Source organism: Neobacillus niacini (genome assembly GCF_023715785.1).
GTDB lineage: Bacteria > Bacillota > Bacilli > Bacillales > Cytobacillaceae > Neobacillus > Neobacillus niacini_E.
Genome location: NZ_JAMBOX010000009.1, coordinates 138,435 through 153,462 on the forward strand (window position 1 = coordinate 138,435; position 15,028 = coordinate 153,462).

The following is a 15,028-nucleotide window of genomic DNA, read 5'->3' on the forward strand; positions in this document are numbered from 1 at the left end:
AACGGGGAAGTGCAATAAATGTCGTTAAGAAATAAATTAAATCGGTTAAAACCACATATCTCGGGCGGAAGCCAGTCGGCGGCAAGTCCGCCGTCAGGTCCGGGAAGCACAACAATTGAGGTGCCTTTTAAGGAAAAGTGGGAACAAGAAAATGTTTACCCTTATTTTCTTGACGAGGATTACTGCCTAATTAGGGAAGTGAAATTCCCGCTCTCCCATGAGCATGGCCATTATCGGTTTGGAGAATTTCTTGAGGCAGTCAAAATTTGGAACGACAAGGGGTTCGGCCATCCGCTGTCGGCAAAAGGCTATGCTGCCGACGAATTGTTCTTTTTTGATACTGAGACAACCGGTCTTGGCTCTGGTGTAGGCAACACGATTTTTTTGCTGGGATATGCGAGTGTGAATGAAGACCAGCTGATATTGCGGCAGCACCTTCTCCCGCATCCCGGAGCTGAAATCGCTTTATACCAAAGCTTTTTGGAAAAAATCAATTATAAAACATTGGTTACCTATAACGGCAAAGCGTTTGACTGGCCTCAGGTGAAGACAAGACATACTCTGGTAAGAGAGCATGTCCCAAAGCTGCCAGCATTTGGCCATTTTGATTTGTTCCATGCGGCGAGAAGATTGTGGAAGCATAAGCTGGAGCGCTTGAAATTGGCCATTGTCGAAAAGGAAGTTCTAGGTGTGGAAAGAGTCGATGATATCCCTGGATTTTTGGCGCCGATGATTTATTTCGATTTTATTGAACGCAAAGAGCCCGAAGGCATTCTCGGCATCCTAAAGCATAATGAACTGGATATCTTGTCACTCATTACCTTGTATACACACCTTACTTTTCAGCTATGCGGCATTGACAGGAAGCAGTCTAGGATGGAGACTTTTGAAGTTGGCCGCTGGTATGCGGCTATCGGGGAAAATAAGCAAGCGGAAAAGGTACTGGGCAAGCTGACAACTGGGACAGATTCTGCCTCTTGCCTGGCAAAGCTGACCCTTGCTTATCAGCATAAAAAAAATCGTGATTGGGAACAGGCGCGAATTTTATTTTTGGAGGCTGCCGATATCGAAGATGAGCAAATTGCCTTGGAGGCTTGTCTGGAGCTTGCAAAAATCCATGAGCACCGGCTGAAGGATTTTAAACTGGCGATGGACTATTGCATGAGAGCCCTGGAAATCATGGAGGGAAGTAAGAAAATCAGTCCGGATGATCCGGCGGTAGAGCAGTTTCAATTTAGATTGGCGAGACTGAAACGTAAGCAATCTCGAAATATAGAATGAAAAATACCCTTGTAACAAAATGTTCACAATTTACTTGGCAATTCCATATTGTTATCCACCCATAAACAAGGTACAATCTTTAATTGTGTTGAGTACAAAATGACTCAAAAACATTATGGAGTGGGTAAAATGTATAAGGCGATTTTATTTTTATTTTTTGTCGTTGTTTGTTTGACTGCTGTTGTTTTCACAAGCTTAAAAGACAGCTTTTATTCCATGTTGTAAGGAACAATGGTCCGTATTTTCGGATTTATCATAAAAATAGGTGTTTTCATTAGTACAAGAGTTTCTCTCTTTTCATAGGCTGTTAATGTAAACAAAATATGACTTGAAGGGAGAGCATAAGATGTATCTAGGAACCAATTTTGCCCCACCGGTGATTCATCCAACTCAGGAGTATGTGAACCATACTTTTTCAACGACGGTAGTGCCGCATATTCATCCGGTTCATACGACTACTGTGAACCACCATATGTTTGAGCATAAGCATTATTGTCCGCAAACTGCCTCATGCTGTGAGGAGGTATGCAACCAGCATATTAACTGCTGTAATCCATGTGCGCCGACCGCAGTAATGCCCGCAATGATGCCTGCCATGATGCCGGCAGCCAATGCGTTGCCAAATGCAATGCCAAATATGATGCCAAATATGGCGCCAGGCTTTGGCCCGGGTGCACCAGGGTTCGGCCCAGGACCATTCATGGGTCCCAGACCTTAATTGAACTTTTACAAGGGCTGTCAAGCCCTTGTTTTTTTTCTACTTTATACTATGCTGTAAATATAAAAGTGTTTGTCCTTTTTTAAAATTTTTCTTAAAGGAGAACTTCCTTGATGAAAGTACTGGCAATCTCTGGGTATAAACCATTTGAACTGGGGATTTTTAAACATGATCATCCTTCTGTATTCTACATAAAAGCCGCAATTAAAAAAGCATTGCTGCCCCTCGTGGAAGAAGGCCTGGAGTGGGTGTTGATTAGCGGTCAACTGGGTGTTGAGCTGTGGGCCGCAGAGGTTGTGTTTGACCTCCAGCTGGAGTTTCCGGAATTGAAGCTTGCTGTTATCACTCCATTTCTGGATCAGGATTCTTCCTGGAACGAAACAAACAAGGAATGGTATCAATCTATCCTTGCCCAGGCTGATTTCATCGATTCCGTCACAAAAAAAGGCTATGAAAAGCCATGGCAATTTCGTTTGAAAAATCAGTTTTTTATTGATAAGTCAGATGGCTTGGTGCTTTTGTACGACCACGAAAAAGAAGGCAGTCCCAAATATCTTTATGAATTGGCACTGCAATATCAAAATAATAATCCATATCAAATCGAATTAATTACCTTTTACGACCTGCAGATGATTGTTGAAGAGGAGCAGCTAAAACAAACCGACTTTTATATGTAAGCATTTTTTATTGGATTGCCAATATAATGTAAAGGGGCTTGCTTGCCCTTCAGAGAATTGAAAATTGACAAACGAACGTATTTTTGGAAAAATAATAGGTAATGATTGGCCGAAACTTGAGGTGATTGAAATGCTGTCAGACAAAGTGAAATTAACAGCAAAGGACATATTGGAAAAAGAGTTTAAAACTGGAGTACGCGGTTATAAGCAAGAAGATGTTGATAAATTTTTGGATTTAATTATTAAAGATTATGGAACCTTCCATCAGGAAATAGAAGACCTGCAACAAGAAAACCTCAGACTGCGCAAACAGCTTGAAGAAGCGACAAAGAGGCAGCCGGTGGCCCAGCCTGCAGGGACAACAAACTTTGATATCTTAAAGCGTCTATCCAATCTTGAAAAGCACGTATTTGGCAATAAGCTTTACGAATGACATTGTATTCCTCCATTTCCTGTTAAAAACATTGAAATGTCGGAGGAATATGCATATAATAAGAAAGTATCGTTAATGACGTTCGGGTAATCGCTGCAAGGAGCGTTAGCGAATTGTAGAGGAAAGTCCATGCTCGCACAGGCTGCGATGCCTGTAGTGTTCGTGCCTGGTGAATTCATAAGCCAGGGCAGCCGGACGTACGTCCGGTTGACGGCCGGGAAAATACCTAAGTCCAGCAAGGATATGGTATGAGTACCTGTAAAAGTGCCACAGTGACGTAGCCTTTCCAGAAATGGAAAGGGTGGAACGGGTAAACCCCACGAGCGAGAAACCCAAATTATGGTAGGGGCACTTTCTCTTAGGAACTGAACGAGGAGAAGGACAGATTCACCTTTGAATCTGTAGATAGATGATTGCCGCCTTGGTACGAGACAGTCTATGTCGTTTGAAGTACCTTGGTACAGAACATGGCTTATAGAACGTTATTAATGGGTAGTTAGAGATGATACAGCTCTCCTCAACAGGAGGGCTTTTTATTTGTATACATAACTAATTGAATTCCAACAGGATTTTTAGCCAATAATGGTACTGTCACGTAAATCGATAAAGTTTAAGGGTGAAATAATGGGAAAATATCAAATGATCGCTACGGCCGCAATGGGGCTTGAAGCGTTGGTTGCGCAAGAGGTCAGGGCATTGGGCTATGATTGTCAAGTTGAGAATGGCCGGGTTACCTATAACGGAGATGAATACGCCATCGCAAAAAGCAATTTATGGCTTCGCACGGCCGACCGAATCAAAATCAAGGTCGGTGAATTTAAGGCTTATACCTTCGATGAATTATTTGAAAAGACCAAAGCATTGCCATGGGAAAACTATTTGCCTGAGGATGCCGAATTCCCGGTAATTGGAAAGTCGGTAAAGTCGAAGCTCTTTAGTGTTTCCGACTGCCAGGCAATCGTGAAAAAAGCGGTTGTCGAACGGATGAAGAAGCATTACAAGCGAAACACGTGGTTTGAGGAGAATGGGGCGCTATACCGCATTGAGGTTGCATTATTGAAGGATGTGGCGACCATAACCATCGATGCCAGCGGCACCGGCCTTCATAAACGCGGCTACCGGGCCGCTCAGGGGGAAGCCCCATTAAAGGAAACATTAGCTGCCGCCTTAATAATGCTGACGAACTGGCGCCCGGACAAGCCGTTTATCGATCCATTCTGCGGTTCCGGCACGATTCCCATTGAAGCAGCGATGATTGGCCAGAATATTGCTCCGGGTTTTAACCGGGAATTTGTCTCAGAACAATGGAAATGGATCCCGGAAAAAGTTTGGGACGAAGTTCGTACGGAGGCCGAAGATGTGGCCAATTACGATCAGCCCCTTGATATAACCGGATCTGATATCGATCACCGCATGGTGAAAATCGCTCAGGAAAATTCGTTTGAAGCCGGTTTTGGCGACCTAATCCAGTTTAAGCAGATGCAAGTCAAGGATATTTCCACCACCAAGGAATATGGCGTGATTGTCGGAAATCCCCCGTATGGCGAGCGGCTCGGTGACAAACCGGCTGTTGAGCAAATGTACCGGGACATGGGACAAGCGTTTAACAAGCTGGATACATGGTCGATTTATATCCTGACTTCCCATGAGGAGTTTGAGCAGTTTTACGGCAAACCTGCTACGAAGAAAAGAAAACTGTTTAATGGTTTTATTAAAACGGATTATTATCAATATTGGGGAAAAAAGCCGCCCCGCTCAACTAACGGCAATATAGAAAAAGCTTAATGTCAGCGTCAATGGACGCTTTCTTTTTTTCGGAGGGATTAGATTAGATGCAAAACCAAATGCCTTTTACGGTTTCAAAAACCGAATCATTCTATGATAAATTAAGCGAATGGATTGGCGATGTATTTTATGATATTCTGCCTGAAGCCGGTTTCGAACTCCGGGATGAACAGATTTATATGGCGTTCCAGTTGGAAAAAGCATTTAAGCAAAAAAAGGTGATGTTTGCAGAGGCAGGCGTCGGCACCGGAAAAACAATTGTTTACCTGCTCTATTCTATCATGTATGCGCGTTATACGAATCGCCCAGCCGTTATCGCCTGTGCAGATGAAACATTAATTGAACAGCTAGTAAAAAAAGAAGGTGACCTTGCCAAATTAGAACACATATTGGGCCTTAATATTGATGTTCGTCTGGCAAAATCGCAGGACCAGTATTTATGTTTGAAAAAACTCGACCTTGCCCAGGGTGGTGATCTATTTGAAGAAGCCCTAACTATCTATGAATCATTGCCTCAATTTGTCCACTCGGTCAACTCGATGCAGAAGTTTGAAAAATATGGCGACCGCAAGGAGTATCCTTCACTTTCCGATGAAAAATGGAATAAATTAAGCTGGGATTCACTGCAGGATTGCTTTTCCTGTGAAAAGCGGCACCGGTGCGCCTTGACACTAAACAGGGAATACTACCGGCATGCGCGGGACCTGATTATTTGTTCCCATGATTTCTATATGGAGTATATTTGGACAAGAGAATCAAGGAAGCGGGAGGGCCAACTCCCGCTATTGCCTGAGCACTCCTCCGTCGTTTTTGACGAAGGGCACCTGCTAGAGTTTGCTGCCCAGAAGGCGCTAACCTATCGCTTTACTGATTATACCTTGGAGACACTGCTGACGAGATTGATGGAAAATGATGTTCGCGAGAAAACATTGAATACGATTGAACAGGCATTAATGGAAAATGATACATTTTTTGATGCGGTTTCACAATTTTCTTCACCGGCACAAGGGTCAGATAAACAAGCAATCAGAAAACATCCTTTGGTTGCAAAAACAGGCCGAAAATTACTTTCAACCTTGCAGGAGTTAGAGGAAGAGCTTGTATTCGAGAGTGAACTTTACGTCATTAACGAATACGATTTGAAAATCGTTGAGGAATTTCTTGAGCAAATAACCTATTCTCTATCGCTGTTTCTTCAAGAAATAAACGGGATTACCTGGTTGGAGAGTGCAGGTAATGAACGGACGCTTGTCATCATGCCGCGAATGGTCGAAGATGTCATGAGGGAAGAGGTGTTCTCCCAAGCAAGGCCGTATATTTTCTCGTCGGCGACGATGTCGAATGAGAAGTCGTTTGATTATATTGCCGGAAGTCTTGGAATCACTGAGTTCCTTGCATTTTCGGTTGCCTCGCCGTTTGACTATGATGCTAATATGAACATTTTCCTGGCTTTATTTACGCAAGGTGACGACAATAGCAAACTTGAATATATTATCGAAAAAATCCGCGAGTCAGAGGGACGAGCCCTAATTTTATTTAACAATAAAGCGGAAATGATCGATGCGAAGGGAAAACTAATGGAAAAGGAAACGTTTCCCTATCCGGTTTATTTTGAGGGGTATGAGGAGATTAGCACGCTTGTGGCGAAATTTCAGAGCGATGAACAGGCAGTGTTATGTTCCGTTAATCTTTGGGAGGGGCTTGATATACCGGGAAGATCGTTGGAAAATGTCATAATTTATTCTCTCCCATTTCCACCCAATGACCCCGTCTTTACTGCTAAAAGGGAGGCATCGGTCGATCCGTTTAGCAAAGTCGACCTGCCATACATGCTCCTTCGCTTGCGTCAAGGTGTGGGCCGGTTAATCAGAACTGAAACCGATCGAGGCAGCGTCCATATCCTAATTGATAAAGAGCTTGATTCCATTATTATGGATAAAATTATTGATGTTCTGCCAACAAAACCATTACAATAAGAAAACTCGCCACAATTGAAGTGACCCCAAAATGTTAAACGGTTTATTTCATTAGGCTGCCTCCAAGGCATGAGCTCGGTATTGTACAGGACTCATGCCTTTTAATTTTTCCTTAATACGTTTGGTATTGTAGTAATCTATATATTTTTCTAATTCTTGTTTAAAATGTTCAACACTTTTTCCAATGCTTTTTCTCTAATTCTTCTTCCTCATGGGTAAAGCCTTTTACTTTTAATACAGCAAATAACGGGGTCGGCTTAAACGGAGCATGAAGAATAAAAATATCATTCTTATTACATTGCTTTACTGCCTCCATAATTTTTTGAAAAGGTTCCATTTTATTTTTCAAATCCTCACGGACATCCAGCTCAATCATTTTCTGTTCCATTATCATTCGCCTCTTCCAAAGATTTATTTAGTTACATTGTAACAGTGGAATCCCGGCGAATATGTGACGCTCATCATAGTTGAGACCATTTCATTGAAAATAATTCTCACTGTGACAATTTAGTTAAAAACACAAATAAAAACTCCGCAAGGCTTAGCTTTGCGGAGTTTCTTCCTCTTCTGATATTTTCTCATCACAATCAAAGCAATAGAATTGTTTTTCTTCTGTAATGACCCCATTAAAGAACCCGTCTAGGCAATAAATTTCTTTGTTACAGCGTGTGCAGGAACCGACCAATTCTCTCATTGTATTTCCCTCCCTGGATGTAGAGCTATGAATAAAATCATGCTTGGCATGTGACTGGACGCACTTGGTGTATGAAGAAGAATCTTTTAAGGATATTTTACACCAGTCCAAGGGTTCTGTTGTTTTTTTATAATCCTTTGTCAGAAAAATATGATAAAATTTAATCGTATAAAAAGGGGGAAATGCCATGAATGTTGCACAACTTGAAAAAGAGTTTTTGGATTATGTAAGGAAGATGAGGGCATATCATGAGGCGCTCGGGTTAATTTATTGGGATTTACGGACAGGCGCACCAAAGCAGGGCGTGGACCAGCGCTCTGAAGTGATCGGAATGCTATCCTCAGAAGTATTTAAAATGTCAACATCTGAAGAGATGGCTGCATACATAGCCAATTTGTCAAAAGCGGAACTACCCGATATCTCGAAAAAGACACTGGAAGAATGCAAAAAGGAATATGAACGTAATAAAAAGATACCTGCTGAAGAATATAAGGAATTTGTTGTGCTGCAATCAAAGGCGGAAATCGTTTGGGAAGAGGCAAAAGACAAGGCGGATTTCAATCTGTTTAAGCCGTATCTAGAAAAACTCGTGGACTATACAAAGAAATTTATCCAGTACTGGGGAGCCGACCACGTAAAAAATAGTTATGATGTTTTGTTGGACATGTATGAACCAGGAGTAACTGTAGATGTATTGGACCGGGTTTTTGGAGAGTTAAGAGATAAGATCGTTCCTTTGGTAAAGCAGATTTCGGAATCTGTCTATAATCCGCAAACCGAGTTTCTATTCAAACCATTTTCAAAGGAAAAGCAGCGCGAATTCAGCTTGAAGATCCTAGAACAAATGGGATATAACTTTAATGCCGGCAGACTGGATGAAACAGTTCATCCTTTTGCAATCGGTTTGAATCCTGGTGACGTAAGGGTGACAACCAGGTATGATGAACACGATTTTCGGACAGCCGTTTTCGGTACCATACATGAAGGCGGCCATGCATTGTATGAACAGAACATTTCCAAAAAGCTGATTGGCACGCCGCTCTGTGATGGAACATCGATGGGAATTCATGAATCGCAATCATTATTTTATGAGAATATGGTTGGGAGAAGCCTGTCATTTTGGAAACAAAACTATGGATTATTGAAACAATATGCAAGCGGCCAGTTTGATCGTGTGGGAATCGCAGATTTTTACCGGGCCATTAATGAGTCAAAACCGTCTCTTATCCGGATTGAGGCGGATGAATTAACATACTCGCTTCATATCATGATCCGCTATGAAATCGAGAAAAGGCTGTTTAATGACGAAATTGCGGTAGCTGATCTTCCGGCGATTTGGAACGAAATGTATGAAGAATATTTAGGAATCCGTCCCGATCATGATGCTGAGGGTGTGCTTCAGGACGTGCACTGGGCGGGAGCGAGCTTTGGTTACTTCCCTTCCTATGCCTTAGGTTATATGTATGCCGCGCAATTTAAGCATGCTATGTTAAAAGACCTGCCAAATTTTGACCAACTGTTGGAGGCTGGCGATTTACTTCCGATAAAAGAATGGTTGACAAGCAATGTTCATCAATACGGAAAGCTGAAAAAACCGCTTGAAATTATCCGGGATGTTACTGGCGAAGGGCTGAATGCCAAATACTTAATCGATTACCTTTATGAAAAATATCGAAAGGTTTATCAATTAAATTGAATAAGCTTATGCCAGTTATTTTTATTACCATTAGTGCAGCGTTATGGGGGATTATTGCCATTTATGTTCGGAAATTAGCTGATATCGGCTTTACATCGATGGAGATTGTCACCATTAGGGTGGTAACCGCGGCAATTATACTGGGAGTAATCGGTTTGATTCATGATCGATCGCAATTGAAAATCAGCTATAAAGATATCAGGCTGTTTATTGGAACTGGTATTTTCAGCATCGTTTTATTTAATTGGTGCTACTTTACCGCAGTAAGCACAATGAATTTATCGCTGGCTGTTATACTATTGTATACATCACCGGCATTTGTTGCGGTTTTGTCGTTTCTTTTTCTGAAAGAAAAGTTGACTAAGGTAAAGCTAGTATCGGTGGTTGGGACAATCCTCGGATGCATCTTGATTGCCGGTGTCAGTCAGACGGATACCTCCTCCCTTAGTGCAATCGGAATTGCTACCGGGCTTGGTGCAGGATTTGGCTATGCCTTATATAGTATTTTTGGGAAATTCGCCTTGGCAAAATATCCGCCATTTACAGTGACCTTCTACACGTTTTTAGTTGCGGCCATTACACTGCTGCCGATCACTGGATTATGGAAAAAAGGACCTGGATTATTTACCGGTGATGTCCTGGTCTACGGTGTCGGATTGGGGCTCTTTCCTACTGTTATCGCCTTTTTATTGTATACAAAAGGACTTGAAAAAATTGAATCGAGCAAAGCGGCAGTGATTGCCACTGTGGAACCGATCGTTGCTACCATCTTGAGTGTGTTTCTTTATAAAGAAAGCTTTGGTATAATCCAAGCCATTGGCTCTATTCTAATCCTGCTGGCCGTAACGGTTATTAACATTCCAAAAACAAAAAGGGCTTCAATCGAGTTTGATTGAAGCCCTTTTTATTGTATATGGAGTTTTTCACTTTTCTTCCTACCAAGTTTTAAATCCTTTTGATCCAGGCGGTGCGTTTTGAATGATATCGATAAATGGAATGGTGTAAGCAAATAGTATTAAGGCAGCAGCAATGCCAAGCCATAATTTCCAGTTTTCAAATACCATAGGTGCTTTTTCTTGCAGATTTTCAGCCTCGCCAACAGGGAATTCTTCCTCGCCTTTAGGTGCAAAGAATGCAAGGTTGATAAAGATCACGAGAACTAAAATGATGCCAATGAATAGGATGGTTCCGCCGACTGCTTGAGCGATTTGATATGGAATCCAATCCAGTGCCTGCTGAGAATCCCCGTAAGTTGAAAACGCAGAACGTCTTGGACCGCCCAACAGTCCTTGGAAGTGCATCGCTCCTGACATGAATGCCATGCCGATAAACCATACCCAAGCTTGAATGATGCCTAGCTTATTCATTGCTTTTGTTAGTTTTCGTCCTGTTAAGTGCGGTACCAGCCAGTAGGAAATTCCAAAGAACGTTAACACAACAGAAGTTGCCGCTGTTAAATGGAAGTGCCCGGTTACCCAAATTGTATTATGAACTACCTGGTCCATTTGGTTAGAAGCATTGATGATTCCGCCTGCACCAGCAGGAATAAACGAAGCCATCCCGATAAATGGCACGATGAAGCGGGCATCTCCCCAAGGCAGAACCCTTAGCCAACCGAAAAGGCCAGTTGCACCTTTAGAGCGGCCATATCTTTCAAATGTAGCGAATAAAGAGAAAGCAGTCATTAATGATGGTATAATAACCATAAACGTTAAAATGACTTGGAGAAATTTCCATGCCGGATCAATCCCTGGCTCTGTTAACTGGTGGTGGAACCCAACCGGAATCGAGAAGAGCAGGAATAAGATAAACGATAAACGGGCCAATGAATCCGAGAAAATTTTTCCACCGATAATTTTGGGAATGACTGCATACCAGCACATATATGCTGGAAGTAACCAGAAATAAACCAATGGGTGTCCAAAATACCAGAATAAAGTCCGGCTTACAAGAACATCAACAGTATCTACAAGTCCCAAAGACCAAGGCAACAACTGGAATAATACAGTAGCTGCAACACCCAATGTTGCCACAATCCACATGACCGTGTTAATCACAGCCATAAAGCTTAACAGCGGGCTTGGCTGTCCAGGGTTGTTCTTTCGCCATTTTGCATACGTCATGATTTGGGCGGCACCGTCAACCCAGCTGCCGACAACGACAAATGTCAATCCTAAATAAAAAATCCAGTGCGCCTGAAGCGGTGCATAAAATGTATAAAGAACTGATGCTTCATTTAATAAAATCATGACGCCAGCCATTAACGTACCAAGAGTCATTAACCAAAAGCCAATCCAGCCCGTCCGTCTTGCTGCGGGTGAATGAGTGCCTGCAGTTCTTGAAACCGCGGCGTATTGAAAGCCCATAATGAAGAAAGTTGTTAAGACAAGACCCATTAATACACCATGAGCAGTAAGAATTTGATAATAGCCAATTCCCCATGGCAGCTCAAACTTTCCGGAGCGGACAAGGGTTTGAAGAAGTCCCATCAAACCGCCAATTGCGAGGGCGCCAAAGGCAACGAAAAAGTGTGCCATTGAAAGCTTGGCATCACGCGGGTCAACCTTTACTTTTGCTGCTGCGCTGCTAATCATTATTTAACCACCTCAATCTTCGAGAACATTAAGTGGTGTCCAGTACCACAGTATTCATTACAAACTATTAAGTATTCGCCAGCTTTATCAAATGTAGTGGTATACTCGCTGATATATCCGGGTTCAAGCATCATATTAATATTGGTTCCGGCTACCTCAAAGCCGTGAATAACGTCTTTTGTCGTTGCCATGACCTTAACCTTTGCTCCAAGAGGAACTTCCACTTGGGCCGGTTGATAAGAGAATGCAGATGCTACATAAACCAATTCATAATCCCATTCTTTACCTTCCACTTTATGCAGTCCTGGTTTATCGAACGGTTTTGTTTGATCGACCTTTTCAGGGTCGATGGTTGTCAAACAGCTTGGCGGCTTGTTTCCCATATAGAAGGCACTGACGCCAACGACTGTCAGGAAAATGACCAGGCAGCTGATACCGAAAATCAGCCAGATTTTTTCAAATTTATGCATATGCATAATGTTTTCCCCCTTCAAAAATTAAAAACGATCTACAAATAAGTAGTAGACACTTACCCATGAAACGATAATAAAAAGTCCCAACAAGAAAACGGATGCCAATGTCCCCTTTAAAGAGGAACTGTCTTCAACCTGTGTGTGTTGTTTTGCCTTTAGTTCCGCCTTCGCCATCCCCTTACACCCCTTTCAAATTTTTGAAGAAAATTAATAAGTTCTCTTTCATAATACAAAACAATTGTGAATTAAAAATATGAAATTTAAGAGTTCACAAAATGTTCATTCCTTAGATAACTACTATGTTAATGGTAAAAACTTGGTGTAACAGTGATTTAAATCACAAATAACATTTTGTAATTGTGAATAAAGTGTGAACAATCATCTCAAATGTGTGATTTATGTAATTGATAAATTCTTCACAAACAAAAATAACAATGCCCCGTCGCTCGTCACCATTTAAAAATAAAGGAAATATGATAAAACAAACGATTTATTATTTTTAGAAAGCGGTGGGGGAAATGGAGAAATATTATTGTGAACAATGCCGCCTTTTATATAACAAAAAAGAGCCATGCAAAGTATGTGGCAGTTTGGCAGGCAATAAAATTCATATTGAGGTTCAAAAACAGCCTGAAAAGTAATCATATCGCCTTTCCAGTTCTTTGATGATCTGTAATTGGAAATGTTTTCGTAATGAAGGGAGACAATATTCACGCTATAATAAAGAAGCACAGCAACAACAACCTTCAAAACGTTTGCTTCTCCAGATTGGGGAAGCTTTTTTTGCCCTAATGGGTTGGAATATTTATCCGGTAATTGGTAAAAATATCTGTACCTTGTGTTTTTAGGAGAATGACAATGCCTTCAATTATTTCCGTTGCAGAGGTACTTCCACCATTTGAAATTAGACAGGAGCAGGTATGTGAATTTGCTAGAAAACTGTTTGCCAAATCTTTTAAGGATATAGAGCGATTATTGCAGGCTTTTCCCAACGGCCAAATTGAAAAACGGCACTTTGTAAAAGAGATTGATTGGTATGGGGATGAACATTCATTTGAGGAAAAGAATGCTGCCATTGTCGAGGCGGCTGTCACCCTTGGCAAGGAGGCAATCACAAAATGTTTGAATGATAGCCTGTTTCTTAAAAAAACAGTTCCTTATGACGAAATTGATGCCATCTTTTTTATTACGACAACAGGTATTGCTACACCTAGCATTGAAGCGAGAATTATGAACCGATTGCCATTCAATCCGCATACAAAACGGATCCCCATCTGGGGGCTGGGCTGCGCTGGGGGTGCTGCCGGATTATCAAGAGCTGCAGAGTATTGTTTGGCGTTTCCAAAGGCTAAGGTGCTGGTATTGTCTGTTGAACTTTGCAGTTTGACATTTCAGCGGAATGACCGCTCAAAAAGTAACTTAATCGGGACGTCCCTGTTTGCTGACGGGATTGCTTGTGCCTTGTTATGCGGTGATTCGAGCGACATAGATAATTATCGCAAAAAAACAACATTCCCGTCGATTATTGCAACTGAATCGACCCTTATGCCGGATTCACTCGATGTAATGGGCTGGGATGTCAAAAATGACGGGTTGTTTGTGGTGTTTTCAAGAGACATTCCGCAAATAATTCGAAATTGGCTTAAGCCGGTCATTACCTCATTTTTAGCCGAAAAGCGGCTTGATTTAGAAAAAATGGATTACTTAATCGCCCATCCCGGCGGTAAAAAAGTATTGGATGCCTACCGGAAGGCTTTAGACATCCCGGAGGCCATGACCGAAATCTCTTCAGAGGTGTTAAAACAGTTCGGCAATATGTCATCAGCGACGATTCTTTATGTGTTAAGGCGTGTGATGGAATTGGATATATCTCCGGGCTCTTACGGGCTTTGTACGGCGCTTGGTCCAGGATTTAGTTCGGAGCTTTTGTTATTGAGGTGGTTTGAATGAGCGACTATCTTACTTTTTCATATCTGTTCGGTTTTATCGTACTTCAGAGAATTGTTGAACTTGTTATTGCAAAAAGGAATGAACACTGGATGAAGCGGCAGGGTGCAATTGAAATAGGGGCGATTCACTATCGATTTATCGTCCTCATGCATATGTTGTTTTTAATCAGTTTTTTCCTTGAGAAACTGCTATTTAAACATGGGTTATCACCAATCTGGCCAATTCTATTAACTGTTTTTGTTTTAACCCAAATTTTTAGAATTTGGGTTATTCAATCGCTCGGCCGATTTTGGAATACAAAAATAATTGTCCTGCCGAATGCCTCTGTGATTCGAAAGGGGCCCTACCGATATATCAAGCATCCAAACTATCTGGTTGTTTCGCTTGAAATAATCGTGATCCCAATCCTCTATAATGCTTACTTTACGGCTGTTCTGTTTACGATACTTAACTTCATTATGTTAGCGATTCGCATTCCAAGGGAAGAGCAGGCACTAGGAAGTGTTACCGAATATAATCATGCTTTCCAGGACTGCCCAAGGTTAATTCCCAAGGTTGTTAAATAATTATGACAATTTCTTGAGCCCCGTTGAAAATAGTTCTCAACCATGTTATTATTTGCTTAAGATGAAAATCATTCTCAACAAGGATGGTGTTACATATGGCATATGCTTTTGTTGCCGGGACAATAATCATTTATGCGTTTGTCATGAAACACGTATTAAAAAATGTTGCTAATTAATAATAATCT

16 protein-coding genes, 1 other RNA gene and 1 pseudogene are annotated in these 15,028 nt (G+C 41.6%); 11 read left to right on the top strand and 7 right to left on the bottom strand.

From position 1 onward, the window contains the following. The first annotated feature begins 18 nt into the window (after positions 1-18). The 7 genes from M3234_RS16970 to M3234_RS17005 all read left to right on the top strand — a co-directional run bounded on the left by M3234_RS16970 (position 19) and on the right by M3234_RS17005 (position 6,870). Positions 19-1,281 (top strand): ribonuclease H-like domain-containing protein, encoded by a 1,263-nt coding sequence (locus M3234_RS16970; protein ID WP_262305840.1) that lies wholly within the window; start codon positions 19-21, stop codon positions 1,279-1,281. A 346-nt stretch (positions 1,282-1,627) separates the two neighbouring features. Further along, positions 1,628-1,999: a spore coat protein gene (locus M3234_RS16980; RefSeq protein ID WP_262305841.1), complete on the top strand. Its 372-nt coding sequence runs from the start codon at positions 1,628-1,630 to the stop codon at positions 1,997-1,999. Between the two features lie 113 nt (positions 2,000-2,112). Then, on the top strand, positions 2,113-2,676 hold the full coding sequence (locus M3234_RS16985) for an SLOG family protein (RefSeq protein ID WP_262305842.1): 564 nt from the start codon (positions 2,113-2,115) through the stop codon (positions 2,674-2,676). Positions 2,677-2,806: 130 nt separating this feature from the next. After that, entirely contained in the window at positions 2,807-3,109 is a 303-nt protein-coding gene (gene gpsB / locus M3234_RS16990; RefSeq protein ID WP_066313010.1) for a cell division regulator GpsB, read from the top strand. Between the two features lie 78 nt (positions 3,110-3,187). Next, positions 3,188-3,589, top strand: an RNA gene (gene rnpB, locus M3234_RS16995) — RNase P RNA component class B. A 144-nt stretch (positions 3,590-3,733) separates the two neighbouring features. Further along, positions 3,734-4,894 (top strand): THUMP domain-containing class I SAM-dependent RNA methyltransferase, encoded by a 1,161-nt coding sequence (locus tag M3234_RS17000; RefSeq protein WP_262305843.1) that lies wholly within the window; start codon positions 3,734-3,736, stop codon positions 4,892-4,894. 47 nt (positions 4,895-4,941) lie between these two features. Then, positions 4,942-6,870, top strand: a complete 1,929-nt coding sequence (locus tag M3234_RS17005) for an ATP-dependent DNA helicase (RefSeq protein WP_262305844.1) — start codon at positions 4,942-4,944, stop codon at positions 6,868-6,870. Positions 6,871-6,921: 51 nt separating this feature from the next. Here M3234_RS17005 and M3234_RS17010 read toward each other — a convergent pair. The 3 genes and pseudogenes from M3234_RS17010 to M3234_RS17020 form a co-directional block, all read right to left on the bottom strand. Further along, positions 6,922-7,050: pseudogene (locus M3234_RS17010) on the bottom strand (IS3 family transposase); the annotation flags it as partial. Next, the gene (locus tag M3234_RS17015) at positions 7,040-7,258 is read right to left on the bottom strand and encodes a DUF2249 domain-containing protein (protein WP_262305845.1); all 219 of its coding nucleotides are present in this window, start codon (positions 7,256-7,258) and stop codon (positions 7,040-7,042) included. The pseudogene M3234_RS17010 and the gene M3234_RS17015, both read right to left, overlap by 11 nt. A gap of 153 nt (positions 7,259-7,411) precedes the next feature. Further along, positions 7,412-7,564, bottom strand: coding sequence for a hypothetical protein (locus M3234_RS17020; RefSeq protein ID WP_262305846.1), 153 nt, complete (start codon positions 7,562-7,564; stop codon positions 7,412-7,414). A 187-nt stretch (positions 7,565-7,751) separates the two neighbouring features. Between M3234_RS17020 and M3234_RS17025 the strand changes: the two genes are divergently transcribed. Both M3234_RS17025 and M3234_RS17030 read left to right on the top strand, forming a co-directional pair. After that, positions 7,752-9,260 (top strand): carboxypeptidase M32, encoded by a 1,509-nt coding sequence (locus tag M3234_RS17025; protein ID WP_262305847.1) that lies wholly within the window; start codon positions 7,752-7,754, stop codon positions 9,258-9,260. After that, positions 9,257-10,156 carry a DMT family transporter gene (locus M3234_RS17030; RefSeq protein WP_262305848.1) on the top strand — a complete coding sequence of 300 codons (900 nt, stop codon included), beginning with the start codon at positions 9,257-9,259 and terminating at the stop codon, positions 10,154-10,156. Before M3234_RS17025 ends, M3234_RS17030 begins: the two co-directional genes overlap by 4 nt. A gap of 39 nt (positions 10,157-10,195) precedes the next feature. On the opposite strand, the gene M3234_RS17035 is transcribed toward M3234_RS17030, so the two are convergent. The 4 genes from M3234_RS17035 to M3234_RS17050 all read right to left on the bottom strand — a co-directional run bounded on the left by M3234_RS17035 (position 10,196) and on the right by M3234_RS17050 (position 13,077). Next, positions 10,196-11,854, bottom strand: coding sequence for a b(o/a)3-type cytochrome-c oxidase subunit 1 (locus tag M3234_RS17035; RefSeq protein WP_262305849.1), 1,659 nt, complete (start codon positions 11,852-11,854; stop codon positions 10,196-10,198). Beyond that, positions 11,854-12,330 carry a cytochrome c oxidase subunit II gene (locus tag M3234_RS17040; RefSeq protein ID WP_262305850.1) on the bottom strand — a complete coding sequence of 159 codons (477 nt, stop codon included), beginning with the start codon at positions 12,328-12,330 and terminating at the stop codon, positions 11,854-11,856. The genes M3234_RS17035 and M3234_RS17040 overlap by 1 nt, the downstream gene beginning before the upstream one ends. Before the next feature lie 21 nt (positions 12,331-12,351). Further along, positions 12,352-12,501, bottom strand: a complete 150-nt coding sequence (locus tag M3234_RS17045; RefSeq protein WP_066313046.1) for a cytochrome c oxidase subunit 2A — start codon at positions 12,499-12,501, stop codon at positions 12,352-12,354. 282 nt (positions 12,502-12,783) lie between these two features. After that, positions 12,784-13,077: a hypothetical protein gene (locus M3234_RS17050; RefSeq protein ID WP_262305851.1), complete on the bottom strand. Its 294-nt coding sequence runs from the start codon at positions 13,075-13,077 to the stop codon at positions 12,784-12,786. A 108-nt stretch (positions 13,078-13,185) separates the two neighbouring features. Here M3234_RS17050 and M3234_RS17055 point away from each other — a divergent pair, with 108 nt between their 5' ends. Continuing rightward, positions 13,186-14,277 carry a type III polyketide synthase gene (locus M3234_RS17055; RefSeq protein WP_262305852.1) on the top strand — a complete coding sequence of 364 codons (1,092 nt, stop codon included), beginning with the start codon at positions 13,186-13,188 and terminating at the stop codon, positions 14,275-14,277. Then, the gene (locus M3234_RS17060) at positions 14,274-14,843 is read left to right on the top strand and encodes an isoprenylcysteine carboxyl methyltransferase family protein (protein WP_262305853.1); all 570 of its coding nucleotides are present in this window, start codon (positions 14,274-14,276) and stop codon (positions 14,841-14,843) included. Before M3234_RS17055 ends, M3234_RS17060 begins: the two co-directional genes overlap by 4 nt. Positions 14,844-15,028 lie beyond the last annotated feature (185 nt).